Source organism: Micromonospora sp. NPDC049580 (genome assembly GCF_040675595.1).
GTDB lineage: Bacteria > Actinomycetota > Actinomycetes > Mycobacteriales > Micromonosporaceae > Micromonospora.
In genome coordinates this window covers 1-26328 of record NZ_JBFAPG010000024.1, presented here as the reverse complement: position 1 = coordinate 26328, position 26328 = coordinate 1, and the positions used below count along the sequence as shown (strand labels likewise).

Below are 26328 nucleotides of genomic sequence, written 5' to 3'. Positions count from 1 at the left end.
CCCCGATGCCGTCGGCGTACCCGGCGATCCACTTCAGGCCAGCCGCCGTGGCGAGGTCCTGGTAGCTGCGGGTGTCGCCGGGCGTGATCGGCCCGGTGGTCGGCTCGGAGCGGGTCAGCTCCGGGCCGAGGCTCGCGATGGGTCAGCGGCTCGCAGGGGTCAGCGGCTCGCAGGGGGTCAGCGGCTCGCAGGGGGTGAGAGGCCGGCGCGGGCGGCGACGGCGGTGTCCGGGTGGTCGCTGAAGACGCCGTCCAGACCCAGGCCGAGGAAGAGTTCGTACTCGGCCGTGATGTCGCCGCGCGCGTTCGGGTCGGTGCCGATCCGGAAGTCCACGGGGAGGAACTGGTTCTCCGCGCGGAACGTCCAGGCGTGCACGAGCAGCCGCTCGCGGTGCGCGTCACGCACCACGTTCGTCGGGGCGAGCAGCTTGCCGGCGGCGTCGCGGGGCACGATCAGGTTCTTGTTCGCCCCGATGCCGTCGGCGTACCCGGCGATCCACTTCAGGCCAGCCGCCGTGGCGAGGTCCTGGTAGCTGCGGGTGTCGCCGGCGACGGTGAAGTCGTACGGACGGCCGGTGGCGTCGAGCAGCTGAACGAGCTTCACGTCGGTCATCCGGCTCAGGCGACGCAGGTTGGCCGTCTCGAACGACTGGATGAAGACCGGCGAGTTCCGGTGGTCCAGCTTGTTCTGCCGCAGCACCTTCAGCAGCGGCTCCTCCAGCGGCAGGCCGATCGACGTGAAGTAGGTCGGGTGCTTGGTCTCCGGGTAGATGCCGATGGTGCGGCCCCGTGCCCGCCCCTCGGTGCGAGCGAGGTCGATGACCTCCTGGAGGGTGGGCACCTCGAAGCGTCCGTCGAAGGCGGTGTTCGCCACGCGGACCTGCGGCAGCCGCTCCTTGGCCCGCAGCGTCTTCAGCTCGGCCAGGGTGAAGTCCTCGGTGAACCAGCCGGTCACGGCGACCCCGTCGATGGTCTTCGTCGTCTTCCGGCCGGCGAACTCCGGGTGCGTCGACACGTCGGTGGTGCCGGAGATCTCGTTCTCGTGTCGGGCGACCAGGACACCGTCGAAGGTGGACACCAGGTCCGGCTCGACGTAGTCGGCACCCATCCGGATCGCCAGCCGGTACGCCTCCAGGGTGTGCTCCGGCCGGTAGCCGCTGGCGCCCCGGTGACCGATGACGATCGGCCGGTCGTTGCCTCGGGCGCGGTCGACCCCGGTCGAGGGGTCGGCGGCGGCCAGGGTGGGCACGGCCACGGCGGTGGCGGCGAGCAGCGCGCCGGCCACACCGAAAATCGAGAGGGTACGTCGCAACGCCGTCTCCTGTCATCGAGGGATGTCGCAGACAGCAGACCGCCCGCGATTGACCGGAAGTTGGTCGATGACTGGCCGGCAGGTGAATCTCCGGAATGGGCGTTCCCACTCGGGCGGCCACCCGGAAAAGGAAGATTGTCTGGTGCGCCGGTTACTCCGCAACCCCGTGCGGCTGGTGCCGCTGGGGTTCCTGGTGCCGATCCTGCTCGGCACCGCGCTGCTGCTGGCGCGCTGGTCGACCATCCAGCACCAGCGTCCGCCCCTGGTCACCGCCCTGTTCACCGCCACCTCGGCGGTGTCCGTCACCGGCCTGGCGGTCACTGACACCCCCAACTACTGGTCCGGTTGGGGCCTGGTGGTGATCACCCTGCTCACCCAGCTCGGTGGTCTCGGCATCCTCACCGTCGCGGCGCTGGTCATCCTCGTGGTCTCCCGCCAGCTCGGGCTGCGCAACCGGCTGCTGGTGCAGGCCGAGACGGCGGAGTTCGGGGTCGGTGACGTGGCCCGGCTGCTGCGCCGGATCGCGGTCACCGTCTTCGCGTGCGAGGCGGTGATGACCGCGCTGGTCGCCGGCCGCCTCTGGTGGGCGTACGACTACACGCCCGGTCGGGCCCTCTGGTCCGGCGTGTTCCACGCCGTCCAGGCGTTCAACAACGGCGGCTTCTCGCTCTACTCGGACGGGCTGCTGGCCTTCGACCGCGATCCGTGGGTGTCGTTGCCGCTGGCGTTCGGCGCCATCGTCGGCGGGCTCGGGTTTCCGGCCCTGTTCGAGGCCGTGCGCGAGTGGCGCAGGCCGGCGGGCTGGGCGGTGGCGACCAAGCTGACCATCTGGGGCAGCGTGGCGCTGCTGATCCTCGGCGTCGTCGGCCTGCTCGCCGCCGAGTGGACCAACGTCAGCACCATCGGCTTGTACGACGCCGAGGGCAAGGTGCTCGCGTCCTTCACCCAGATCGCGTTGAGCCGTACCGGTGGCTTCAACGTGCTGAACATCACGGACCTGCAGGAGGAGAGCTACCCGCTGCTGATCGTGCTGATGTTCATCGGCGGCGGCAGCGCCAGCACGGCCGGTGGAATCAAGGTGTCCACGTTCTTCCTCCTGGCGTTCACCATCTGGGCGGAGCTGCGCGGCGAGCCCGACGTGACGGTCGGGCACCGCCGGGTGGCCACCGCCAGCCAGCGGCAGGCCATCACCGTGGCCCTGCTCAGCGTCGCGCTGGTCACGGCCGGAACGATGCTCCTGTTGCTGCTCACCGAGGGCGTGCGGTTCATCGCCGCCCTGTTCGAGGTCACCTCCGCGTTCAGCACCACCGGGCTGACCATCGGCCTGGCCAGCGAGTTGCCGCCCAGCGGCCAGGTGGTGTTGACCGTGCTGATGTTCATCGGCCGGGTCGGGCCGCTGACCCTCGGGTCGGCGATCGCCCTGAACACCCGGCGCAGGCTCTATCGCTATCCCCAGGAACAACCCATTGTCGGCTGACGAGAAGGAGGGTCGAGGTGTCGGCGAGACGATCGGACGGCAGCGGCATCGTGGTGATCGGGCTGGGTCGGTTCGGGTGCCACCTGGCCGGCGCTCTCACCCGGATGGACCGTGAGGTGCTGGCCATCGACCGCGACCCGGATCAGGTGCAGCGCTTCTCGACCCAACTCGACCGGGTGGTCCAGGCGGACACGACCGAGGAGGGCGCCCTGCGGCAGCTCGGCGTCACCAGCTTCGGCCGGGCCGTGGTGGCCATCGGGGCCTCGGTGGAGGCGAGCGTGCTCACCGTGCTGGCGCTGGTCGAGCTGGGTCTGCCGCAGATCTGGGCCCGCGCCACCTCGCAGAAGCACGCCAAGATCCTGTCGTCGGTGGGCGCGCACCACGTGATCTTTCCGGAGGCGGAGACCGGGGACCGCGTGGCCCACCTGATCGTCAGCCGGCTGCTCGACTTCATCGAGTTCGACGACGACTTCGCGATCGCCACCGTCCGTGTGCCACAGTCGCTGGCCGGTCGTACCCTGCTCGACCTGCGCCCGGAGGAGCGTTACGGGGTCCGGGTGATCGGCGCGAAGGTGCCGGGTGAACGCTTCCGGTACGCCTCGGACGACACCGAGCTGCAGCAGGGCGGGGTGCTGGTCGTGGAGGGTGGGATCGACCAGGTGCAGCGGTTCGCGGGGCGACGCTGACGCCTCATTTGTGGTGCGCGGCGCGCTTATGGGGCGCCTTCACCCTTTTCCCGGACCACCCGGCCCCTTGGCGTCGGTCGGCTTCGCGTGCTCCTTCGCGGGGGCCTTGGCGGGCTTCGGGGGCTTGGGCTTCGGCGCGGCACCGCCGGAGCCGCTGCGTACCGTCGTCTTCTTGGTCGGTGCCTTCGTCGGGGCCTTCGTCGGGGCAGCCTTGCTCGGCGGGGCCGTGGACGGGGTCGTCCCGGCCACCCCGGAGACGCGTACCCTGCAGGTCGCGTCGCCGAGCCGGAACTCCACCGGCAACGGGTTAGCCCCCTTGTACGTCCCGGCGAGGGTGAGCTTCTCGGCCGCGCCCGGCGCCAGAATCGTCCGCTGCGCAGCGGGCCGGATCTGCACCGATCCGCCCTGCTGCTGCACCGGGGCGGGCTCCGCCTTCGTCACCGTCTGCTGCCCGGGGAACGTGAAGTTCATCGTCCAGTCGCGCAGCTCGCGGTCACCGGTGTTGGTCAGGGTCAGCTCGGCGGTGAAGTCCTTGCCGGAGTCGGTGCGCAGCGCGTACGCCACCTCGCAGGGGGCCGTCTCGGGCAGGCCCATCCGCGCCTCGGTCGTGGGCCGGTCCTCGCCGCTTGCCGGGCTGCGGGAGGTGAACCCCCACATCGCCCCGGTGACCGCGATCAGCCCGACGGCTGCCACCCCGGCCTCCACCCGCCGCCGCCGCCGGTTCACCCGTCGGTCGCGGCTGCGCCGGGTACGCGAGAGCGGAAGCGCGTCCGTCTCCGCCGACCAGGGCAGGATCGTGGTGCCGGCGTTGGCCAGCTCGGCGGGATCCAGTGGACCGGCCGCCGGCGACACCGGCACCGCCGCCAGCATGCCGGCCGCCTCGGCGAGGGTGCGGGCCAGCTCGGCGGTGGTCGGCCGGTCGGCGGGGCGCTTGGCCAGGCAGCGCCGCACCAGGTCGGTCACCGCGTCGGGCAGTCCGGGCACCGCCGGCATCGGGTCCGGGTCGCTGTACATGTGCGCACGCAGCATCTGCGTGGTCGTGTTCGCCTCCCACGGCAGCCGGCCGGTGAGCATCCGGTAGAGCAGCAGCCCCACGGCGTACACGTCGGTGGCCGGGGAGACCTGGCCGTTGTCCAGCCGCTCCGGCGCGAGGTACGCGGGCGTGCCGAGCAGCGCGCCGTCCGGCCCCTTCTCGCTCTCCCCGACCAGCGCGGAGATGCCGAAGTCGACCACCTTCACCCCGGTCGAGGTGAGCATGACGTTGCCCGGGGTGACGTCGCGGTGCACGACCCCGCGAGCGTGCGCGGTGGCCAGCGCCGAGCTGACCTCCGCGCCGATGGTCACCGCCGCACGCCACGGCAGCCGCACCTCCCGGCCCAGTCGGCCGGCCAGCGAACCGCCGTCGACAAGCTCCATCACCACGTACGGCACGGTGATGCCGACCTGGTGGGACTCGCCGTAGTCGTACACGTTGGTGATGTTGGGGTGGCAGAGCCGCGCGGCGGCCTGCGCCTCGATGCGGATCCGGTGCCGGAAGGCCCGGTCGCTGGCCAGCCGCGAGGCCAGCACCTTCACCGCGACCTGGCGGCCCAGCACCTCGTCGTAACCGCGCCAGACCACCGACATGCCGCCCGCGCCGAGCTGCTCGATGAGCCGGTACCGCTCATCGAGGAGTTGTGCGCCGTTCCGGTCCCCACCGCCCATGGTGGCCGTTGTTGCCCGCAGGAGACCGGGCTACACCTGAAGGATCGGAATCGGTCAGGAATATCACCCGTTCAGGCGGTCGCCAGCAGTTGGTCCACCGGGGCGTAGTCGTCGGTCAGCACCGTCGCCTCCCCGACGAATTCCGTGAGGCCCGCGCCGGAGAGCAGGCTGACGCTCCGGTCGACCTCGTCGAGGCGGGCGCGGACGGCGGCCAGCGGCAACGGCGCGTCGGAGCCGACGATGAGGAAGTTGCTGCCCCGCTCCTCGGCGAGCGCCTCCGGCGGGGCGATCAACGCGACGTGGGTGAACTCGGCGGCCACCGTGGCCAGCTCGGCGCGGATGAACCGCAGCGGCGGGTAGTCGATGACGTTCTGCACGTACACGCCGCCGGGGCGGGTCACCCGCCGGATCTCGGCGGCCATCTCCCGGGTCGCCAGGTGCCAGGGCACCACCAGGTGACCGAACGCGTCGCCGACGACCAGGTCGCGGCTGTCCGCCGGCTCACCGGCGACCAGCATGCGGGCGTCGCCCACCACCGTTCGCAGGCCCGGCCCCGGGCGTACGCCCAGTTCCCGCTCGCCCAGCTCGACGAGCCCGCCGTCGATCTCGAACACCACGTTGTCGGTGCCCGGTCGGGTGGCGCTCAGGTACGTCGGCACGGTGAACCCGCCGCCGCCCAGGTGCAGCGCGTCCAACCGCTGCCCGGCCGGCGCGGCCACGTCGGCGACCGCGCCGATCCACTTGGTGTACGCGTACTCCAGGTGTTTCGGGTCGGCCAGGTCGACGTACGAGTGCTGGGCCGAGTTGAGCAGCAGCGTCCGGCCGCTGGGCCGGAGCGGGTCGGTGGTGACCCGGGCGCAGTGGTACGCGGTCTCGATGTCGCACGGGTTCGGCGCGACGGTGGTCAGCCCCGCCCCGAGCAGGCCGAGGACGGCCAGCGCGGCCCGGGTACGGGCCGGACCGGGCAGGTCGGTGCGCGCCTGCCGCCGCAGATACCACCCCAGGCCGATGCCGGCCAGCCCGAGCGCCACCGCCAGCGACAGCAGGATGACCGTGCTGGGCAGGGCGGCGACCAGCACGAACCCGGTGAGCAGGGTGGCGGTGATGCCGCCCAGGGTGCCGATGCCGGACAGCCGGCCGACCACCTGGCCGGTACGACGCAGGTCGGCGAGCTGGAGCTTCACCACCAGCGGGGTGACCGCGGCCAGCAGCGCCGCCGGCACGAACACGGCGAGCGCCACCAGCAGCAGGATGGCGCTGGCCGCCCCGCCCCGCAGGACCTCCCCGGCGTAGCGCACCACGGGCAGGGTCACTGCGGTGGCGATCCCGGCCAGCACCAGGGCGGGCGCCAGCAGGCCGCGTGGGTCACGCCGGTCGGCGAGCCAGCCGCCGGCCCAGGCCCCGTACGCGATCGCGGCCAGCGCGATGCCGATGACCGAGCTGGTCACCTGGAGGGTCACCCCGACGTACGGGCCGACCAGGCGCAGCGCGACCGTCTCCAGCACCAGCACGGCGCCGCTTGCGAAGAAGACCAGGAAGGCGGCCAGGCCGCCGGGCAGCGCCCGGCCGGTGACCGGCACGGACGGGCCCGAGGAGACCGGCGTGGTCGCGACGTCGGACGGTGGGGAGCTCATCGTCGCGATGGTACGCAGCGAAGCGGGCGCTTCGGGTCAGTACATCGAAAGATGAACATGGTTTGTGTGGCTGGCGGCCGGGCTGCCGCTGCCGCTGTACGACCGCCAGCCCGTGCCCGGATGCCAGATCTGCCGGTACCAGATCACGTAGAGCACACCCAGCCGGTCGGCGTTGCGCACGTGCCAGGCGGCCAGGCTGTCCCCGTACGCCTTGTCGCCGCCGGTCGCGTTCTTGTCCTCGAAGCCGTTCGTGGCGGCCGAGAAGTCGCAGGCCCGCCCCTTCGGGTGCTCGCCGCCGCCGCCCTCACGCTTGCAGGAGACGTGCCGCTTGTAGCCGGCGGCCTGGGTCTGCTTGAGCGCGTTGAGGGTGCGCGGGGTGATGCAGCCCGAGGTCGTCGGGTCCTTCACCGAGCAGGACTCCGACGGCCAGGACCCGTCGGAGTTGCGCGGCGCGGGCTTCGCCGACGTGGAGCTGCCGCCGCTGAAACCGTTGCTGCTGCCCGAGCTGACCTCGGCGAGAGCCGCCTCGGCCTCCTTCTTCTTCTTCGCCATCACGGCGAGCTGCTTCTGCTGCTCACGGACCTCGGTGTCGATGGCGATCTTGGCCTGCTGGGCCTGCTGCCGGGCCTCGGTGAGATCGCGCAGCCGCTTGCTGTCCCGCTGGGCCATCAGGTCGAGGTCGGCGGCCCGTTGCAGGAACGCCTGCGGGGTGGCGGTGTTGAGCAGCATCGCCGTCGGGGTGAGCCGACCGGCCCGGTACGACTGCGCGGCCACCTCGCCGACCTGGGCGGTGAGCCCGACCAGCCGAACCTCGACGGCCTTCAGCTCGCCGGTCAACGCCGTCTGCCGGCGCTTGGAGTTGTCCAGCTTGGCCTTGGCCTCGATGTGACCCTTGGCGGTCAGCTCCAGCGCGTCCTGCAGCTTCTTGGTGCCGCCCTCACCGGGCTCGGCGTACGCGGGCACCCCGCCGGCGAGCACCAGCGCGAAGGCGGTGAGCAGAGGGAGCAGTACGCGGCGAACGCGCCGCTGGCTGAGCCTGGTCCTGGGCACGACAGCGTCCTTCCGTCGACCGCCGGCCCCCGGTGACCTCTGCGCGGCGGCGTCCCCGCCGGCGCCGGTCGGCGGCCTGCTGGCGGAGACCGCCGGTCACAATACCGGAACGCGCGCCGGTGACCAGCCCCGCGACCGCCCGCCGGCCCCAGTGTCGACACAGCGTGCCGCCGTCGTCGCACACTGCGCGCCGATGCCGCGCTGGCCGTCGTCGCACACCGGGCGGAGACGCCCCACGGCCGTCGTCGTCGACGGCCTGGAGTCGCGGCGCGGACGTCCGTCACACGGTCTGGGGACGTCGCGCGGTGTGCGGATCAGGAGCCGAGCAGGGCCTCGTGCACCTCGGCCCAGACCTGCTCGTTGGCCGCGACCAGCAGCCCGCGGCCATCGTCGGCCGGGTGGTAGTCGACGCCGTCGAACCGGCGGGCGACACCCCCCGCGGCGCGGACCAGCAGGGTGCCCGGCGCATGGTCCCACGGCAGGGTGCGCCAGAAGAGGGTGAACTGCTGCTCGCCGGTGAGGATGTCGAGGTATTCCCGGCCGGCACAGTGCTGGCCGGGCAGCAGCTCGCCGAGCCGCCGACCGCCGGCGCGGACCCGGTCGCGGGCCTCCGCCGGCAGGAACCGCGTCATCGCCGCGCCGCGCAGGTCGCCCAGTGGCGGCACGGCGTCGGCGACGTCGACCGGCTGGCCGTTGACCAGGGTGCCCTCGTCGGCCCGACCGGCGGCCAGCGTCCCGGCCAACGGGTCGAGAATCCAGCCGGCGGTCGGGCGGCCGTCGGTCAGCAGGGCCACCATCAGGGCAAACGGCCGGCGGCCGGCGGCGAAGTTGGCGGTGCCGTCGACCGGGTCGACCAGCCACACGTCTCCGCTGTCGCGCAGGTGCCGCAGCAGCCCCGGATCGTCGGCGACACCCTCCTCCCCCACCACCGTCGAGCCCGGCCGCAGCCTGCGCAGCCCAGCGGAGATCAACTCTTCGGCGCGGCGGTCGGCGACGGTGACCACCTCGCCGGGCGCCTTCTCCGACACGTCGGCGTCGTCGAGCTTGCGGAACAGCGGCAGCACGACCTGGTCGGCGGCCTCCAGGAGCAGGTCACCGACGTCGTCGAGCAGGGTGTCAGCCACGAGGCGGCAGCTTGACCACGCTGACGAAGAACTCGTCGATCTGCCGGACCACGGCGATGAAGCGCTCGAAGTCCACCGGCTTGGTCACGTAGGCGTTGGCGTGCAGCTGGTAGCTGCGCAGGATGTCCTCGTCGGCCTGGGAGGTGGTGAGCACGACCACCGGAATCCGGCGCAGCTCGTCATCCTTCTTGATCTCTTCGAGCACCTCGCGGCCGTCGCGGCGGGGCAGGTTGAGGTCGAGCAGGATCAGGTCGGGCGCCAGCGCGTCGGCGTACTGGCCCTCCCGCCGCAGGTAGGCGAGCGCCTCGGCGCCGTCGGAGACGACGGTCAGCCGGTTGCGCAGCTTGTGCTCCTCGAACGCCTCCTGGGTCATCAACACGTCACCCGGATCGTCCTCCACGAGCAGGACCTCGATCGGGCTCTTGCCGTCCGCCGGCGCGGTCATCCCACCGTCTCCCTCATGTCACCCGTTCTACCGCTTTCCGGCGACCCGTCGGCCCGGTCCGGCTGGTCCGCTCCGGCGGAGTGCTCCGGCAGCGCGGACGACGCCTCGTCCGCGGGCGTCGTGTCCCCCGGCGTGGCCGGCTGCGGCTGCTCGGCGGGGTCGGTGGCGGCAGCCGCCTCCACGTCCTCGGGACGTGCCGGGAGGGTGAACCGGATGGCCGTGCCCTCCGGTACGTCGGTGTCCACCCAGACCCGGCCGCCGTGATATTCCGCGATCTTCTTGACGATCGCCAACCCGATGCCGGTGCCCGGGTACGCGTCCTTCGAGTGCAGCCGCTGGAAGATCACGAAGATCTTGTCGGCGAACTCCGGCTCGATGCCGATGCCGTTGTCCTGGCAGCTGATCTCCCACTCGGCCCCGACCAGCCGGGCCGAGATGTGCACCTTCGGCGGCACGTCGGGACGGCGGAACTTGATCGAGTTGCTGACCAGGTTGGCCAGCAGGTTGGTGAGCAGCGGCTCCTCGCCACGGATCACCGGCAGCTCGGTCCAGGTCAGCTCGGCGTCGGCGTACTGCCGGGCAGCCTCGGTCTGACCGGCCACGTCGCCCATCACCTTGTTGAGGTCGACGTCGACGAAGCCGGTGGTGAGCCGGCCGATCCGGGAGAACGCGAGCAGGTCGTTGATCAGGCGCTGCATCCGCTGCGCGCCATCCACCGCGAAGGCGATGTACTGGTCGGCCCGCTCGTCGAGCTGCCCGGCGTAGCGGCGCTGGAGCAGCTGGCAGAAGCTGGCCACCTTGCGCAGCGGCTCCTGCAGATCGTGGGAGGCCACGTACGCGAACTGCTCCAGGTCGCGGTTGGACCGGGTGAGCTCCTCGGCCTGCTTCTGGAGCTGGCTGTTGACCCACTCGATGCGCTCGCGGGCCTCCCGCACCTCGGCCAGGTCGGAGGCGATCTTCTGGCGCATCGCGTCCACGTCGTCGCCGAGCCGGATGAACTCCGGTGGGCCGACGGTGGCGATGCGGTGCTGGTAGTCGCCCTCGGCGACCTCGCGGACCTGGGTGGCCAGCCCGGTCAGCGGCCGGATCACCATCCGGTCCAGCGAGAGCAGCAGCACCGTGCCGGCCACGACCACCACCACGGCCGCGATGATCAACAGGATGACCAGCACGTTGCTGCTGTTGCGGACGTTCGCCGCGGACTGCTCCCGGGCGGCCAGGATCTCCTGCTGGAGGTCGTCGACGGCCGAGCGCACCTCGTCGAACCGCTGCCGGGCCTGCTCGGTGACCAACGCCTGGCCGGCGCGGGTGCCATCCTGTTCGGTCGTGGCGATGACCGGCTCGGCCACGGCCCCCCGCCACTGCTCGGCCCTCTCCTCGACGACCCGCAACTCCTGGCCGATCTGCGGGTAGTCGTCGAGCAGCGCCCGCATCGCGCTGATGGTGGCCTTCTCCTGCTCGAGCCCCGCCTCGTACGGACTCAGATCAGCCGGGTCACCGCTGACCGCGTACCCGCGAACCGCCGTCTCCTGGTCGAGCACCGCGTTGAGCAGCTCCTGCGACTGCACCCGCAGCGGGCCGGTCTGGTTCAGGATGGCGTCGATCTGGGTGCGGTTGCGGGCGGCCATCGCCGCCTCCGCGGTGGCCAGGCCGATCAGCAGCACGCCCACGACGGTGAGCAGGGTGATGACCCGGCGGCGCAGACTCCAGCCGCCGCTCACCGGCTTCACCGGCCACCGCCCCGGCTGACCAGCAGCATGGCCACGTCGTCGGCGAGCGGGCCGCCGTTGATCTGCTCGGCCCGACCGACCAGCCAGGCCGGCAGTTCGGGCAGCGACACCTCCCGGTTGGCCGGCTCGTCGAGCAGCCCGCTCAGGCCCGGCACGTCGAGCCGTTCGTTGCCGGCGCCCACCCGCCCCTCGATCAGGCCGTCGGTGTACATCAGCAGGGACCAGTCATCGGTGTCGAACTCCAGGTCGTAGGCGATCGGCCGGCGAGGTCGTACGCCCAGCAGCAGGCCGCCGGGCGCGGGCACCGGGACGACCCGGCCACCGGAGAGCAGCAGCGGCGGCGGATGCCCGGCGAGTCGGACGGTGGCCCGGTTGGCGTCCAGGTCGAGTCGGGTGGTGGCCACCGTCGCGAAGATCTCCTGAAGTCGGCGCTCACTCATCAGCACCTGCTCCAGTGCGGGCAGCACCTCGTCGTCCGGCACCCCGGCGAGCACCAGGGCCCGCCAGGCCACCCGCAGTTCCACACCGAGCGCGGCCTCGTCCACCCCGTGCCCGCAGACGTCCCCGACGATCAGGTCGAGACGGTCCGGACGGGTCTGCACCACGTCGAAGAAATCTCCGCCGATCAGCGCGGCGTGTCGACCCGGCCGGTAGAAGGTGTGCACCGCCACCTGGTCGGTCGTCATCAACGGTTGGGGCAGCAGGCCACGTTCGAGTCGGGCCGACTCGGCCTGGCGCAACTCGACCTCACGCAGCCGGCGGGCGTTCACGTCGGCGCGCTTGCGCTCGACCGCGTAGCGCAGCGCCCGCGTCAGCAGCACCCCGTCGACCTGGCCCTTGACCAGGTAGTCCTGTGCGCCCTCGGCGACGGCCACGATGCCCATGTGCTCGTCCGAGCGGCCGGTCAGCACGCAGACGGCGGCCCCACTGGGCATCTCCAGCACCTGGCGCAGCCCGTCCAGCCCCTGCGCGTCGGGCAGGCCCAGGTCGAGCAGGACGCAGTCGACGCCGGTGATCCGCTGCCGCGCCTCGCTGAGGCTGGTGGCGACCACCAGGTCGATCATCGAGTTCGTCTCGGCGAGCAGCTCACCGACCAGGAAGGCGTCACCCTCGTCGTCCTCCACCAGCAGCACCCGCAACCGCTCGCCGGGCGGCAGGTTGGCGTGCCGCGCCAGGCCACCGTGCGGGTACGGCACAACTGGGGACGCGGCCAGGCCGCCTCCCCGGTGCGGCCGGGTCACCGCCGCGAGACGCGGGAGTTCGCTGGTGATGTCGGGCTCCTTCCGAGTGCCCTGCTGATCCTGTATTAGACAACGGTCGCACACAACACGATGGGCGCGGCACGGGCGGGGATGGGCCGGATCACTGCCCGCCGGGGGACAAAACGGACGGCCGGTCGGTGCCCGGTGGCCGAGCGCCCCGCCGACGGGCGGGAGATCGGTGGACGCCCGGCCATCCCGTCCCGGGCCACCGGAGGGCAGGATGGTGCCACCCCAGGCCCCACCACCTTCGAGGAGTTCGGATGGGCGCACCCCCCACCCCCGTCACGGCGGGCGTACCGCTCCGGCCGGGTCCGGGCGTACCCCCGGCCGACCGTGCGCTGACCCGACCGCGCCGGCGGCTCCTGGCCGCCGCGGCGGCGCTGGTCGCGCTGGCGGCCGTCGGCGCCGGCAGCCTGCTCGACCTGCGCACCCCGGCGCCGAGGCCGGCGGACGCGCCGGCGGGCGAGTTCAGCGCCACCCGGGCGTACGAGGACGTCCAGGTGATCGCGGCCCGGTCGCACGTCGCCGGGAGCCCGGCCAACGACCAGGTTCGCGCGCACGTCGAGCAGCAGTTGCGCGGCCTGGGCCTGGAGACGGAGGTGCAGGACACCGTCGCGCCGGAGGCCGGCCAGCTCAGTGGCGCGGCCGGCGGGGCGACCCTGGCCCGGGTGCGCAACGTGGTGGCCCGACTGCCCGGCACCGACCCGACGGGTCGGGTGTTCCTGGTCGCCCACTACGACTCGGCGCAGACCGGGCCGGGCGGCAACGACGACGCGGCCGGCACCTCGGCCATCCTGGAGGTGGCCCGCGCGCTGACCACCGGCCCCCGGCCCCGCAACGACATCGTCTTCGTGCTGACCGACGCCGAGGAGGCGTGTCTCTGCGGGGCGGCCGCGTTCGCCGCGAGCCACCCGCTCGCCGCCGACGGCGGTGTGGTGCTCAACCTGGAGGCGCGCGGCTCCACCGGCCCGGTGATCATGTTCGAGACGTCGAAGAACAACGCGAAGCTGGTGGACGTCTTCGGCCGGGCCGCCCCGCACCCGGTCGGCACCTCGTTCGCGGTGGAGATCTACCGGGCGCTGCCCAACGACACCGACTTCACCGCCTTCCTGGACCAGAAGTTCGTCGGGCTGAACTCGGCGTACATCGACGGCGGCGCGATCTACCACACGCCGCTGGACACCCCGGCCGCGATGGATCGGAGCAGCCTCCAGCAGCACGGGGAGAACGCGCTGGGCCTGGCCCGGGAGTTCGGCCGCACCGACCTCACCGACCTGCGCTCCGGGTACGACGCCACCTACTTCCCGGTCCCGCGTGGGCTGGTCCGCTACCCGGGCTGGCTCGTCCTGCCGCTGGCCCTGCTCGCGGTACTCGCCGTCGCGGCCCTGGGTTGGCTGACCCGCCGCAGCGGTCGGGCCAGCACGGGACAGCTCGCCGCCGGTTTCGGCCTCGCTCTCGGGCCGATCGTGGCCGCGCCGGTCGCCGCCCAACTGCTCTGGCTGGCGATCACCGCGATCCGTCCGGGGTACGCCGAACTGCTCGACCCGTACCGGCCGATCTGGTACCGGATGGCCGTGCTGGCGCTCGCCGCCGCCATCCTGTTCACCTGGTACGCGCTGGTCCGCCGCCGGATCGGCCCGGCCGCGCTCGCCGTCGGCGGGCTGGCCTGGCTGGCCCTGCTCGGGGTGCTGCTCGCCGTGGCGGTGCCCGGCGGGGCGTACCTCACCACCCTGCCGGCCCTGGCCGGCGCCCTCGGCGGGCTGGTCGCGCTGCGGACCCGGCAGACCGGGCCGTGGCCGGTGGTGGCGGTGACGGCCGCCGCCGCGGCCGGCGTGGTGATCCTGCTGCCGACAGTGGTGCTGCTCTTTCCCGCGTTGGGCATGGCGATGGGTGGGGTGGCCGCGCTGGTCGCGGTGCTGCTCGGCCTGACCGCGCTGCCGGTGGTCGACCTGCTGCACCCGCAGGCCGGCGGGCAGCGCGGCCTGGTGGCGCTGCGGGCCCGACGACTCGCGGCGCTGCCGGCCGGGGCCGCCGCCCTGGCGGCGGTGGTGCTCGCCGGGGTCGGGCTGGCCGTGGACCGGTTCGACGCCGCCCACCCCGCGCCCACCCACCTGATGTACGCCCTGGACGCCGGCACCGGGCAGGCCCGCTGGCTGAGCCACGAGACCGACCCGCAGCCGTGGACGGACGGCTACGTGGACGGGGTGGCCAGCGTGGCGGACGACTTCCCCGGCCTGGGCGACGCGGAGCTGCGCGCCGGCCCGGCGCAGGCGGCGAACCTGCCGGCGCCGAAGCTCGACGTGCTGGCCGACACCAGCGCCGGCGGTGAGCGCACGCTCCGGCTGCGGCTCACCCCGCAGCGGGCGGTCCGGCTCGCCACCCTGCACGTCGACACGGCGACCGCCACCGTGGTGCGCGCCGAGGTGGCCGGCCGTCCGGTGCCCGTGGAGCCCCGCGCGGGCAGGTGGGGCTTCGGACTGGTCTTCCACGCCCCACCGCCGGAGGGCGTCGAGGTCACGTTGACGCTGCGGCCGATCGCCGCGCAGGTGGCGCTGCGGGCGATGGACGCCAGTGACGGGCTGGACGCGCTGCCCGGCTTCCGGCCCCGGCCGCCGGCCGTCGGCGTCGTCGGATCGCACAGCTCCGAGATGCTGGCGGTCGCCCGCACGTATCCCCTCTGAGAAGAAAAACCGATGGTCCGGCGGCACGAATCAGCCGCCGGACCACAGTCGTTGGAATTGCGTTTCGGTCAGCTCACCGGCTCGGGTTGACCGGAGCCGATACGCCGCCAGCGGTTTCCGTCATGATCGGTGAAGGTGAGCTCCACCAGAACGGTGTCGGTCGCCGCTTGTAGCCGATGCTCCGCCGTGACGGTGACGAACAGATCCGAACTTTCCCGGCCGTGGATCCGGCGGACCTGTTTCGCACCGGCCAGGTCCACGGGGGTGCCCTCCGGATCGTCGGACGGGACCAGTCGCGGCAGCGCCGTCACGTCCAGGACCGGCGCGTCACTCTCGTTGGCCACGGTCACCCGCAGCACCGACTTGCCCCGGATCTCGGCCACCGCCGAGACCAGCCGGGCCTGGGTGGCGCGGACCCGCAGCTCGTCGGTGCGCCGGGCGCGGATCTCCCGGCGCAGCCCGAGGTAGACGAAGAGCACACTCGCGATGGAGCCGAGCGCGCCGAACCAGTCCGGCACCGAACCCCAGTCGGCCACATCGTCGTACGGCAACCAGTTCATGCGTCCATCGTGGAGCCGCCGCGCGAGGAACGAGCACGGCGGATCGGCCCGAATGGACGGCGAATTGGAATTCCCGGTGCCGATTCCGGTCAGCCGGGCGACCTAAACGGAGAGTGTGCAAGCCAGCACAGTGGTGGATACCCTTGCGGTTGACGTAGGGCGGGTGACTATCCCTCCGAATGTCCACTCAGTGGACATGATCTTTTCTGCCACCCGCCGCGCCGCAATTTCGCCACCGAAGGGGGACCGCATTGACTGCGGACGTTCCACCCGAGGATGCGGGCGTGCGCCGGCCGGCCTACGACCGACCGAGTCGCGTCTCCGTCGACCCGCCACTCGGGCGCCTGGACAGCCCGCTGCACGGCCGGGACGACCTGATCGACGAGATCATGCATCCGGCAGACGCCGACGGCGAACAGCCGTCGGTGCACATCCTGTGCGGCATGGGCGGCTCCGGCAAGAGCCACGTGGCCCTGGAGATCGCCCGCCGGGCCCGAGCGGACGGCCGGACCGTCTGGTGGGTGCAGGCCGGCCGGCTCAACTCCGGAATGCGCGAGGTGGTCAGTCAGCTCGGCGCCTCGGAGAGCCAGGTCGACCAGGCGTGGGCCGGCATGATCAGCGCGACGGACCTGGTCTGGCGCTACCTCAACCAGGCCCAGCAGCCCTGGCTGCTGATCTTCGACAGCGTGGACGAGCCCGGCACGCTCGGCCCCACCGACGGGGTGCTCGCCGACGGCACCGGCTGGCTGCGCAGGCCGGAGGCCGAGGACGGGATGGTCCTGGTGACCACCCGGGACGGCAACCGGGCGACCTGGGGCACCTGGTCGATTCTGCACCAGGTGCGCCCGCTCGACGCCGACGCCGGGGCGCAGGTGCTCATCGACCGGGCCGGCGCGCAGGCCGGCGGCCTCGACGACGCCCGCGAACTGGCCCGCGAGCTGGGCGGGTTGCCGCTGGCGCTGCGGGCGGCCGGCAACTACCTCCGCTCGGTCAACGCCAGCCCGGTCTGGCGCGGCTCGTCCACCATCACCACCTTCGCCGACTACCGCTGGGCGGTGCAACGCCGGTTCCGCTCGCCGCGCGACGCCGCCGACGTCGACCTCGACGAGTCGCTCGGTCTGGAGATCGTCCGCGAGGTCGACGACATCTCACTGGACCTGCTGGCCCGCCGCCAGCTCCAGCAGAGCCGACCGCTGCTCAACGTGCTGGCCTGCCTCAGCATCTCCCCGGTGCCCTACGAGGTGGTGCTCAAGCCGGCCATCCTGGCCGGGTCGCCCCTGTTCGAAGGGCTTACCGCCCGGCAGCGGGTGAAGGTGCTGGAGGGCATCGGCGACCTCGCCCTGGTCGACTTCGATGTCCAGGAGGACGTCACCGACCCGGCCTTCGCGCACGTGCTGTCGCTGCACCCGCTGGTGCACGCGATGTTCCGCGACCGCGACGAGGTTCGCGAGCAGATCGCCGAATACCACGGCGTGGTCATGAAGCTGCTGCTCGCCGCCACCGAGGGGCAGAGCCCGGACGACTCGGCGGTCTGGGCCAACTGGGACGTGCTGGTGCCGCACCTCGTCGAGGCGGTACGCGAATACCTCGTGCCGCAGCGACAGAAGCACGACCCCGAGACCGTACGCCGGGCGCTGGAGCTGACCCGGCTCACCGCCCGCTACCTCATCGCGATCGGTCTGCCCGGCTCGGCCTTCGACATCCTCGACCCGATCGTGCGGGGCTGCGCCGCGTACGACCACGACCTGGACCGGCCCCAGGTGCTGGCGTTGCGCCACGAGCTGGGCCGCACCTGGCTGGAGCGCAACCAACCGGAGATGGCCGACCGGGTGCTGCGCGACGTGATCGCCGACCGCACCCGCGTGCTGGGCAGCGACGACCCCGACACCCTCGCCAGCCGGCACAAGCTCACCAAGGCGATCATGGCGCAGCGCCAGTGGCCGGAGGCCGAGTCGGAGCTGCGGCAGATCGTCGCCGCCGAGGACCAGGTCCGCGGGCCCGAGCACTGGGACACGATGATCGTGCGGCACAGCCTCGCGCTGGCCGTCCTCGCGCAGCACCGGGCCCCCGAGGCGGAGGAGATGCTGCACGCCATCCTGGAGGTCCGCTACCGGCTGTGGCCGCTCAACCAGCCCGAAACGTGGCAGGCCCGGCACACGCTGGCCCGGTGCATGCAGGAGCAGGGCCGCCTCGCCGAGGCGGAGGCGGAGCTGCGGGCCACCCTGGCCACCGTGGAGCCCCGGCACGCCGACCGCAGCGAGGTGCTCGCCATCCGGGCCACGCTCGCCGTGGTGCTGCTGCTCGACGGGCAGGTCGACGCGGCGATCGGGGTGTACGAGCACCTGCTGGCCGACCGGCGGCGGCTGCTCGGGGACACCCACCTGGACACCCTCCAGGTGGAGCACGCCCTGCGCCGCCTGCGCAACGGCGGCTGACCCGTCAGTGCGGCGCCCCCGGGCCCAGGTCGCTCGGGTCGGTGTTGCCACCGCAGACGATCAGCGCCACGCGCTCCCCCGCCTGCGGCACGTACGCCCCGCCGACCAGCGCGGCCAACGCGGCGGCGCCGCCCAGCTCGGCGGCGACCCGCAGCTCCGACCAGAGCAGCCGACGTGCCCGCACCAGGTCCTCGTCGCGCACCAGCACGGACACCACGCCGGTACGACGGGCGGTGTCGAAGGCGATGTCGCCGATCCGGCGAGCGCCCAGTGAGTCCGTGGCGATGCCGCCCACCTCGATGTCGACCGGTCGGCCCGCCTTGAGGGCGGCGTGCAGGGTGGGGATCTGCTCCGGCTCGACGGCGACGACGCGTACCGACCCGTCGAACCAGGTCGCGATGCCCGACACCAGCCCGCCGCCGCCGACCGCCACCAGCACGGTGTCGATCCCGTCGAGCTGGCGTTCCAACTCCCGACCCACGGTGCCCTGACCGGCCACCACCTCCGGCTGGTCGTACGCGTGCACCACCAGCGCCCCGGTCTCGCCGGCCCGCTCGGTGCTGGCCGCCAACGCCTCGGCGTAGTGCTGGCCCACCTGCCGCACCTGCGCGCCCAGGCCGGCCAGCCGCTGCACCTTGACCGGCGAGGCGGTGACCGGCACGAAGACCTCCGCCGGCACGCCCAGCGACCGGGCCGCGTACGCGACCGCGAGACCGTGATTGCCCCCCGAGGCGGCGATCACCCCGGCCGACGGCAGCGAACCCTGGAGCATCCGGTTGAACGCGCCGCGCGGCTTGAACGAGCCGGTGTGCTGGTGCAGCTCCAGCTTGAGGCTCAGCAGACCGGGCACGCCCAGGTCGGCGCCGTCGACGGAGATGACCGGCGTCTGCCGGACCCGCCCCTGCACCAGCGCCGCAGCCGCCTCGACGTCGCTCTTGTCCACCATGGGAAAACGCCCTTCGCTACGACCAGAGAGCCAGTCGACCGTCGTCGGTGAGCCCGACGAAGCATCCTATGGAGATTCGCCGGCCATCCGTCGCCGGACGCACCGTGTGATAGTGACGCGGGTCAAACAGAAATCCCTCTCCCAGTTCGGGCCGCAACGTCAACGACTGCGCGCCGTCGGCCACCGACTCGTGATAGCCGTACCCGCCGGGAATCCGCAGGTCCTCGTCGCTCGGCTGCCACCGGCGACGCCACAGCACCGTCTCACCGCCGACGGGCGGCACCCGGACGTAGATGTTGAACGCCAACTGGGCCACCACCTCCGCGTCGAGCAGCCGGCCGGCGTACTCCCGGACCGCGTCGTCGAAGTGCATCTGCAGGCCGGCGTTGATCTCGCGGACGATGCCGACGTGCATCTCCCGCCGCTGCCGCCGCCCGGGTGCCACATCCGGCCAGGCCGACCGGAACGCGGCCAGGCACAGCTCGCGCGGCGCGTCCGGCAGACCCAGCACGGACCAGCCCTTCTCGGCGGCACGAGCCGCCTCCCAGTAGTCGTCGCGCAGGTCACCGCCGTCCCGGTGATCGTTGATGGCCGGGCCGAACTTGGCGACGACGGGAAACACCCGGCTCTCGTCGTAACGGTCCATCTCCGCGTCGGCGAGTGCGGCGGTGATCGCGTGGCAGCGGGCGGCGGGCAGCAGCCCCGGCACCCGGACGGCGGCGATCCGCCCCGCCACGAGCCCGGCGACGTCTGCCCGGGTGATCGCCGCGGACTCGACGGCCACGAACAACGGATCGGTTCTGCTCGGTTGCCGCACGGCGGTCCTCCCGTACCGAAGATCCCTCACCGGACAAGTCGCGCCCCCGACCCGCGCACGGTGCAATGTAGCCACCGGCGGCAAACCCGCACCTCACCATTGACCGCAGCGCATGTCGTGAACACTTCCGCAGTTCAAGGGCGGGGTGGCGGATGCGCCGTTACCATCGGCCCCACCAGGGGTACGTCACACAGGGCCGTACGGCGGGTCGATTCCACCGATCGGGGAATGGTGACGGCTCCCGCCCCGGTGGATGATGCGAGTAGTTCGAATGCGGACGAGGAGTTCGATTATGGCTGGCGCCGGCCCGACCGATCTTGACGCGTACGTCGACCGCCTGGAGATGGCGCGTCGAATAGCCCGGGAAATGATCGAGTCCGACCACCTCGCTCTGGAGCTGGCCGTACGGCAGCGCCCACAGTGCTGGTCCCGTCGCCCGGTCGTGCACACCTCCCGCACCGACGCCTGACTCGCGGGGCCACCAAATGTGGCACGGCCGGGCAGAATGCCACCCATGCGCCGGCTCGCCACCGTTCTCTGCCTGCTGACTGCCGCGGTGCCGGGAGTGGTTGCCTGCGCGGCTCCCCAGACAAGGCCCGGAGACGGCTCCGCCGTGTGGGGCACCTACGAGGCCGAGGTGAGCGGCGTGACCCCCGGTCCGGGCGACCGGGCGGTCACCGTGCACGTCAAGGCGCTCGCCGGTCGCGACGGCTGCTCGCGCAACGTCCAGGTCGGCCACCACGAGGAGGAGAACGGCGTCATCTTCGCCAACATCGTGCAGGAATCGGCCGAGTCGGACACGTTCGGCGCCTGCCCGACCTTCGCGCCCGCCGAGGTGACCCTCACGTCGGCGGAGCCGATCGGCGACCGTCCGCTGTCGCTCAACCAGAAGACGTGGGCGCTGAAGAACGGCGCCTACACCCGGTGTGACGAGAACCTGGGTTGCAACCCACCGAAGGACCGCTGCGACCCGACCTGGACGCGCGCGGCCGTACGCGGGATGGACGTGTCCCGCCACTCGCAGGGTCACGTCGAAGCCTGCGACGGGACGTGGCTGGTCATGACGGTGGCCGACGACCCGACATCGTGCGGCGCCGAGCCACGCCCTGGGTGCGAGGTGAACACCGCCGTGCGGCGCTACTTCCTGCGTAACGAGCCGGCCGGATGGTCGATTGTCGCCCGAACCACGTCGGGTGGGTGCGACGCGGTCCGCGAGGCCGCGCCTGCCTTCCCCCGGAATCTCTGTGCCAACCTGGAACCGACGGCCCGGCTCGTCACCGTGGCACCAACGCCGCCGCCCGATCGGCCCGGCGGCTGATCAGACGACAGCCGCTACTTCCAGCGGCATTGATCTTTGCCGGGGATGCTTCCGAAGGACGAGATTGCGATTGGCATTCCGACAGAGGAAAGCTTGTTTGGCAGGCTACGCACAGCGATCAAAGTTGAGTCAAACCAGCATCAAGTTGCCCCAACTCAGCGTCCTCGGCCGTCCAGTCCAGCCACCCCGGCCACATCCGATCGCCCCTAGCCATCCCGTCGGCCTTCGTCCGCGCCTCGGTGGAGTGGGTGGGGCCTGCCCGGACGGAGGTGGTCGGGATGGCGTCACATCCCGGAGTGCCCGAGGACCCCGCCAGAGGCCCCGCCCTCCCTGGCACAGCCGGAAGAACTGGCCGCAGCATGCCTAGGCGTGCTGCGGGTAGGCGTGCACGCGGCAGCGTTGCCACCTGGTACCACAGGTAGTACCATCGAGGCGTGCCCTCGGTAAACAAGATCATAGAAGCGATGCGAAGCAACCCGCAGAACATCGCCTACAACGATCTCAAGAGGGTCTGCAAGCACTACTTCGGGGAGCCCCGACAAGACGGGACTTCCCACGCAGTTTTCAAGATGCCGTGGGCGGGGGACCCGCGCGTGAATATTCAAGACGATAGAGGCAAGGCAAAGGCATACCAGGTACGGCAAGTGCTAAAGGCGATCGAGAAGAAGGAGGCCATGTGATGCAGACCGTTGCCGATCCAGAGGTAACTCACTATACCTACCGCGTTACATGGTCGGCCCAGGACAACGAGTTCGTCGCCACCTGCGCTGAGTTTCCTTCCCTTTCGTGGCTGGCTTCCTCTCAAATCGAGGCCCTGCAGGGACTCGAACAGCTACTGCGTGAGGTGATCGCGGACATGGAGCAGCAAGGCGAGGAGGTGCCGGAGCCATTCGCCGAACGTAGCTACTCAGGCAAGTTCAATGTCCGCGTCGGAGAAAGCCTGCACCGCGAGCTGGCAACCCATGCCGCCGAGGATGGACTGAGCCTCAACCAATATGTCGTACGGAAGCTGACAGCAGCCTGATCAACGCGAAAGGCCCGGCTCCCGCAAGGAAGCCGGGCCGCGTCGGATACCACTTCAGCCGATGCAGGGCGAGCCCCGACGCCGGAAACCGTGGTCAATGCGAAGCCGCACTGATTGGTGGATCTGCAGATCCTCTAGTTCGTCGTGAGCCACCTGCTGCCGACGAGCGAGGACCGCACCCGCCGCGTCATCGACAAGGCGCTAGGCGAGGACCAGGACCCGGAGGACGCTCCCGAGCCCGGCAACGGCCTGGAGACGGCATGATCTTGTTTCGGACCCGCCGCCAAAGACCTCAGCCGCAGGTCAGGGCGCATGCCGTCGCTACTTCCAGCGGAAGTGGACGAAGAGGCGGCCGAAGTTCTTGGAGTCCTTCTCCACCCGGTGGTAGAGCTGTTTGACGTCCTTCTGGTCGAGGAACCGCAGCACCCGCTTCTTGAGCTGCCCCGACCCCTTGCCCGGGATGATCTCCACGAGGGTGGCCTTCTTCGCCACCGCCTCGTCCATGATCCCGCGCAGCGCGCGGTCGATGTCCTGGCCCTTGTTGAAGATGTCGTGCAGGTCCAGCTTGAGCTTCATGCCGCAGCCCCCGGCCGGTCAGGTCCCATGTCCGCCATCCTAGGCACGCCCGTCGGCCCGTCCGCCGGACGACGAAGGGGCGGTCCGCAGGACCGCCCCTTCCTCGTCACCAGGTCTCCGCTCAGCGCGTGCCGCCCACTCGGGTCTCCACCCGCTGCAGCGCGATCCGGTAGTCGTCGTTGGCCGCGTACATCGCTGCGGCGATCCGCAGGTGCCGCAGCGCGTCGGTGTGCCGGTTCAGCCGCTCCAACGTCCGGCCCAGCACGTGGTGCGCGTAGTGGTCGCTCGGGTCCCGGTCGACGAGCTCCCGCAGCTGCTCCTCGGCCCGGTTGAGCTGGGCCGACTGGAAGTACGCCCGGGCCAGCAGCTGCCGGACAGCGGCGTTGCCGGGTTCGGCGTCGACGATCGGCTCCAGCAGTCGGGCCGCTCGGCTCGGGTCACCGGTTTCGAAGAACATGGTCGCCCGCCGGTAGTCCGCCAGAAGATCCATCTGCCCACCTCCTCGGGTCGCGCCGTCACCTGTTCCGACGCTGGCACAACACTCGACGTTTGGCGACTGTTCCCCGGGTGGAAATAGGGTCAGGCGCGAGCGTCCCGGCGGCCGGCGGCCAGCTCCCAGGCGCGGACGCCGCCGACGATCCCGGCCGTGTTCGGCACCACCACCACATCGTCGCCCATCCGGGCCAGCTGCTCCGGCCGGATCAGCCGGGAGTTGCCCCCGCCCAGGTAGAGCCGGTCCCACCGGAACACCGGGCGCAGCCCATCCACCACCTGCCGGATCCGCCGGGACCAGAAGGCGTCGCCGAGCCGCCGACGCTCCGGCTCACCCACGTACGTGTCGTAGGTGGTGCCCCAGCGCACCGGCGCGTGCGACAGCTCCAGGTGCGGTGCGAGCACGCCGCCGTCGAAGAGGGCGCTGCCCAGCCCGGTTCCCAGGGTCAACACCAGTTCACAGCCGGTGCCGGCGACCACACCCGCTCCGTGCACCTCGGCGTCGTTGAGCACCAGCGCGGGCACCCCGAACGCGTCGGCCAGCGCGCCTCGCGCGTCCCAGCCGGACCACTCGGCCAGCAGGTCCGGGTCGATGCGGGAGCGGGGGCCGCTGCGGGTGACGTAGTGCGGGGTGGCGACAACCACGCCGTGCCGGATCATCCCGGGTACGCCGACCGTCAGCCGGTCCGCCGTGGGCAGCCGCCCGCCCAGCTCCAGCAGGGTCCGGACGAACAGGGCGGGAGGCAGCGGGTACGGGGTCGGCACCCGCAGCGGTCGGGCGCGCATCGTGCCGGCCTCGTCGAGCACCGACGCCTTGATGCCCCCGCCACCGCAGTCGATCGCCAGAGTGGTCACCACGCCGTTGAGTCTGCCCGCTGCCGTCGGCTCTTATGCGAGCAGCCGGATAGGCTGCCGTCCTGATGAGCGCCACGATGATCGTCAAGGACCTGGCCGCCGGGCACGGGGACCGCCCACTCTTCTCCGGGTTGGACCTGGTCGTCGCCCCGGGCGACGTGGTCGGCCTGGTCGGGCCGAACGGGGCCGGCAAGTCGACGCTGCTGCGTACCCTCGCCGGATTGTTGCCGGTCGAGGCCGGCAGCGTGCGACTCAGCCCGCCCACCGCGAGCGTCGGGCACCTGCCGCAGGAGCCGGAACGGCGACCGGGCGAGACCGTACGCGACTTCCTGGCCCGCCGGACCGGGGTGACCGCCGCCCAGGCGGCGCTGGACGCGGCCACCGAGGCGCTGACCGCCGGGACGGCGGGCGCCGACGACGCGTACGCCGACGCGCTGGAGCGCTGGCTCGCCCTCGGCGGCGCGGACCTGGACGAACGCGCCGAGCAGGTGAGCGCCGACCTCGGGCTCGCGGTCGACCTGGACCACCCGACGACCGGGCTCTCCGGCGGTCAGGCCGCCCGCGCCGGGCTGGCGTCGCTGCTGCTCAGCCGGTACGACGTGTTCCTGCTCGACGAGCCGACCAACGACCTGGACCTGGCCGGCCTGGAGCGGCTGGAGGAGTTCGTCACCGGGTTGCGGGCCGGCACGGTGCTGGTCAGCCACGACCGGGAGTTCCTCACCCGCACCGTGACCCGTGTGGTGGAGCTGGACCTGCCGCAGCAGCAGGTGCACCACTACGGCGGCGGTTACGCGGCCTATCTGGAGGAGCGCGAGGTGGCGCGGCGGCACGCCCGCGCCGACTTCGAGGAGTACGCCGACACCAAGGCCGGCCTGGAGGCGCGGGCCCGCACCCAGCGCGGCTGGATGGACAAGGGCGTGAAGAACGCCCGCCGCAAGGCCACCGACAACGACAAGATCGGCCGCAAGTTCCGCAGCGAGGCGAGCGAGAAGCAGGCCGCCAAGGCCAAGCAGACCGAGCGGCTGATCGAACGGCTCGACGTGGTCGAGGAGCCCCGCAAGGAGTGGGAGCTGCGGATGGAGATCGCCGCCGCGCCCCGCGCCGGCGCCGTCGTGGCCACCCTGCGACATGCGGTGGTACGCCGGGGAGGCTTCACCCTCGGGCCGGTCGACCTCCAGATCGACTGGGCGGACCGGGTCGCGGTGACCGGGGCGAACGGTTCGGGCAAGTCCACCCTGCTGGCCGCACTGCTCGGGCGGCTGCCGCTTGACGAGGGCACCGCCTCGCTCGGGCCGGGCGTAGTGGTCGGCGAGGTGGACCAGGCTCGGGGACTGTTCCTCGGCGACGCGCCGCTGATCGACGCGTTCCACGCGGCCGTACCGCATCTGTCGCCGGCGGACGCGCGGACCCTGCTGGCCAAGTTCGGGCTGCGGGCGGCGCACGTGCCGCGGCCGGCGGCGACCCTCTCCCCCGGCGAGCGGACCCGCGCGGCGCTGGCCCTGCTCCAGGGGCGCGGGGTCAACCTGCTGGTGCTCGACGAGCCCACCAACCACCTCGACCTGCCCGCCATCGAGCAGCTCGAATCGGCGCTGGCCAGCTACCCCGGCACGCTGCTGCTGGTCACCCACGACCGGCGGATGCTGGCCGCCATCGAGACGAACCGTCGGCTGCGGGTCGACGCCGGGCGGATCGCCGAGGATTGATCCGTGCCGGAGGGCCGGGCCGGGGTGAGAATGACGCCATGCTCAAGTGGGAGTACGCGCTGCTGGTCCGCCGCCGCCAGGCGGCGACCAACGACCTCGGCTGGGAGGTCGTCTTCGTCTGGTACGGCCCGGACGGCTCGATGGTTGACGTGATGCCGTACGGCGACACGGCGCTGGCTCACCTGAACCGGGCCGGCGACCAGGGCTGGGAACTGGTCGCGATGAGCGAGGACCGGTCCCTGCCCGGCCACAACGAACTGCACCGCTATCACCTCAAGCGGCCGAGGGCCGCCGCTCCCCCGCCCCGCCAGCGCATCCGCGGTGGTCGCCGGACCCTCTCCGGCTGACCCGTGCCCGGCTGCGGAGGCGGCACGGGCTGCGACCGCCGCCGAGGCGTGTTGCTCCAGTGAGCCGTATGACTGTGAGTCATAAATATTACTCACAGTAAAAAGGCGCCACACGCCGGTGCCACCGACGCGGCGACACCCCCACCCCCGC

Annotated in this window: 24 protein-coding genes; 10 read left to right on the top strand and 14 right to left on the bottom strand. The window is 71.9% G+C overall.

Translation table 11 applies throughout. From position 1 onward, the window contains the following. Positions 1-177 precede the first annotated feature (177 nt). Complete coding sequence (locus AB0J68_RS04155) at positions 178-1311, bottom strand: glycerophosphodiester phosphodiesterase (protein WP_355064569.1); 1134 nt, start codon at positions 1309-1311, stop codon at positions 178-180. 142 nt (positions 1312-1453) lie between these two features. Here AB0J68_RS04155 and AB0J68_RS04150 point away from each other — a divergent pair, with 142 nt between their 5' ends. Beyond that, positions 1454-2788, top strand: a complete 1335-nt coding sequence (locus AB0J68_RS04150) for a potassium transporter TrkG (protein ID WP_355064567.1) — start codon at positions 1454-1456, stop codon at positions 2786-2788. A 17-nt stretch (positions 2789-2805) separates the two neighbouring features. Then, on the top strand, positions 2806-3474 hold the full coding sequence (locus tag AB0J68_RS04145) for a TrkA family potassium uptake protein (RefSeq protein WP_355064565.1): 669 nt from the start codon (positions 2806-2808) through the stop codon (positions 3472-3474). Positions 3475-3513: 39 nt separating this feature from the next. Here AB0J68_RS04145 and AB0J68_RS04140 read toward each other — a convergent pair whose 3' ends face one another. The 7 genes from AB0J68_RS04140 to AB0J68_RS04110 form a co-directional block, all read right to left on the bottom strand. Next, positions 3514-5178, bottom strand: coding sequence for a serine/threonine-protein kinase (locus AB0J68_RS04140; RefSeq protein ID WP_355064563.1), 1665 nt, complete (start codon positions 5176-5178; stop codon positions 3514-3516). A 71-nt stretch (positions 5179-5249) separates the two neighbouring features. Next, complete coding sequence (locus AB0J68_RS04135) at positions 5250-6812, bottom strand: fused MFS/spermidine synthase (RefSeq protein ID WP_363936037.1); 1563 nt, start codon at positions 6810-6812, stop codon at positions 5250-5252. Positions 6813-6848: 36 nt separating this feature from the next. Then, on the bottom strand, positions 6849-7811 hold the full coding sequence (locus AB0J68_RS04130; protein ID WP_363936039.1) for a hypothetical protein: 963 nt from the start codon (positions 7809-7811) through the stop codon (positions 6849-6851). A gap of 365 nt (positions 7812-8176) precedes the next feature. Continuing rightward, a complete protein-coding gene (locus AB0J68_RS04125; protein WP_354854434.1) occupies positions 8177-8986 on the bottom strand; it encodes an inositol monophosphatase in 810 nt (269 codons plus the stop codon). Then, positions 8979-9431, bottom strand: coding sequence for a response regulator (locus AB0J68_RS04120; RefSeq protein WP_354854435.1), 453 nt, complete (start codon positions 9429-9431; stop codon positions 8979-8981). Before AB0J68_RS04120 ends, AB0J68_RS04125 begins: the two co-directional genes overlap by 8 nt. After that, complete coding sequence (locus AB0J68_RS04115; protein ID WP_354854437.1) at positions 9428-11161, bottom strand: CHASE3 domain-containing protein; 1734 nt, start codon at positions 11159-11161, stop codon at positions 9428-9430. Before AB0J68_RS04115 ends, AB0J68_RS04120 begins: the two co-directional genes overlap by 4 nt. Continuing rightward, positions 11158-12357, bottom strand: coding sequence for a fused response regulator/phosphatase (locus AB0J68_RS04110; protein ID WP_354854439.1), 1200 nt, complete (start codon positions 12355-12357; stop codon positions 11158-11160). Before AB0J68_RS04110 ends, AB0J68_RS04115 begins: the two co-directional genes overlap by 4 nt. A gap of 326 nt (positions 12358-12683) precedes the next feature. On the opposite strand from AB0J68_RS04110, the gene AB0J68_RS04105 reads away from it, so the two are divergent. Then, positions 12684-15104: a M28 family peptidase gene (locus AB0J68_RS04105; protein WP_363936032.1), complete on the top strand. Its 2421-nt coding sequence runs from the start codon at positions 12684-12686 to the stop codon at positions 15102-15104. A 68-nt stretch (positions 15105-15172) separates the two neighbouring features. On the opposite strand, the gene AB0J68_RS04100 is transcribed toward AB0J68_RS04105, so the two are convergent. Then, a complete protein-coding gene (locus AB0J68_RS04100; protein WP_363936030.1) occupies positions 15173-15664 on the bottom strand; it encodes a hypothetical protein in 492 nt (163 codons plus the stop codon). Between the two features lie 284 nt (positions 15665-15948). On the opposite strand from AB0J68_RS04100, the gene AB0J68_RS04095 reads away from it, so the two are divergent. Continuing rightward, positions 15949-18099 (top strand): tetratricopeptide repeat protein, encoded by a 2151-nt coding sequence (locus AB0J68_RS04095; RefSeq protein ID WP_354854443.1) that lies wholly within the window; start codon positions 15949-15951, stop codon positions 18097-18099. A 4-nt stretch (positions 18100-18103) separates the two neighbouring features. Here the strand turns inward: AB0J68_RS04095 and AB0J68_RS04090 are convergent, their stop codons facing one another. Continuing rightward, positions 18104-19045 (bottom strand): threonine/serine dehydratase, encoded by a 942-nt coding sequence (locus AB0J68_RS04090; protein ID WP_363936028.1) that lies wholly within the window; start codon positions 19043-19045, stop codon positions 18104-18106. A 16-nt stretch (positions 19046-19061) separates the two neighbouring features. Continuing rightward, positions 19062-19829 (bottom strand): hypothetical protein, encoded by a 768-nt coding sequence (locus AB0J68_RS04085; protein ID WP_363936025.1) that lies wholly within the window; start codon positions 19827-19829, stop codon positions 19062-19064. A gap of 325 nt (positions 19830-20154) precedes the next feature. Between AB0J68_RS04085 and AB0J68_RS04080 the strand changes: the two genes are divergently transcribed. The 4 genes from AB0J68_RS04080 to AB0J68_RS04065 all read left to right on the top strand — a co-directional run bounded on the left by AB0J68_RS04080 (position 20155) and on the right by AB0J68_RS04065 (position 22204). Continuing rightward, a complete protein-coding gene (locus tag AB0J68_RS04080; protein WP_354854448.1) occupies positions 20155-20331 on the top strand; it encodes a hypothetical protein in 177 nt (58 codons plus the stop codon). Between the two features lie 45 nt (positions 20332-20376). Beyond that, the gene (locus AB0J68_RS04075; protein ID WP_354854449.1) at positions 20377-21180 is read left to right on the top strand and encodes a hypothetical protein; all 804 of its coding nucleotides are present in this window, start codon (positions 20377-20379) and stop codon (positions 21178-21180) included. 434 nt (positions 21181-21614) lie between these two features. After that, positions 21615-21860, top strand: coding sequence for a toxin HicA (locus AB0J68_RS04070; protein ID WP_354854451.1), 246 nt, complete (start codon positions 21615-21617; stop codon positions 21858-21860). After that, entirely contained in the window at positions 21860-22204 is a 345-nt protein-coding gene (locus tag AB0J68_RS04065; protein ID WP_334498534.1) for a toxin-antitoxin system HicB family antitoxin, read from the top strand. The genes AB0J68_RS04070 and AB0J68_RS04065 overlap by 1 nt, the downstream gene beginning before the upstream one ends. Positions 22205-22525: 321 nt before the next feature. Here AB0J68_RS04065 and AB0J68_RS04060 read toward each other — a convergent pair whose 3' ends face one another. From AB0J68_RS04060 to AB0J68_RS04050, 3 genes are all read right to left on the bottom strand, one after another. Beyond that, positions 22526-22780 carry a Smr/MutS family protein gene (locus tag AB0J68_RS04060; RefSeq protein WP_088987488.1) on the bottom strand — a complete coding sequence of 85 codons (255 nt, stop codon included), beginning with the start codon at positions 22778-22780 and terminating at the stop codon, positions 22526-22528. Between the two features lie 121 nt (positions 22781-22901). Continuing rightward, a complete protein-coding gene (locus AB0J68_RS04055; RefSeq protein WP_354854452.1) occupies positions 22902-23270 on the bottom strand; it encodes a tetratricopeptide repeat protein in 369 nt (122 codons plus the stop codon). Positions 23271-23359: 89 nt separating this feature from the next. Beyond that, positions 23360-24130 carry an ROK family protein gene (locus AB0J68_RS04050; protein ID WP_354854454.1) on the bottom strand — a complete coding sequence of 257 codons (771 nt, stop codon included), beginning with the start codon at positions 24128-24130 and terminating at the stop codon, positions 23360-23362. A gap of 62 nt (positions 24131-24192) precedes the next feature. Between AB0J68_RS04050 and AB0J68_RS04045 the strand changes: the two genes are divergently transcribed. Then, on the top strand, positions 24193-25830 hold the full coding sequence (locus AB0J68_RS04045; protein ID WP_354854456.1) for an ABC-F family ATP-binding cassette domain-containing protein: 1638 nt from the start codon (positions 24193-24195) through the stop codon (positions 25828-25830). Positions 25831-25868: 38 nt separating this feature from the next. After that, positions 25869-26177 (top strand): hypothetical protein, encoded by a 309-nt coding sequence (locus AB0J68_RS04040; protein WP_363936020.1) that lies wholly within the window; start codon positions 25869-25871, stop codon positions 26175-26177. Positions 26178-26328: the final 151 nt, after the last annotated feature.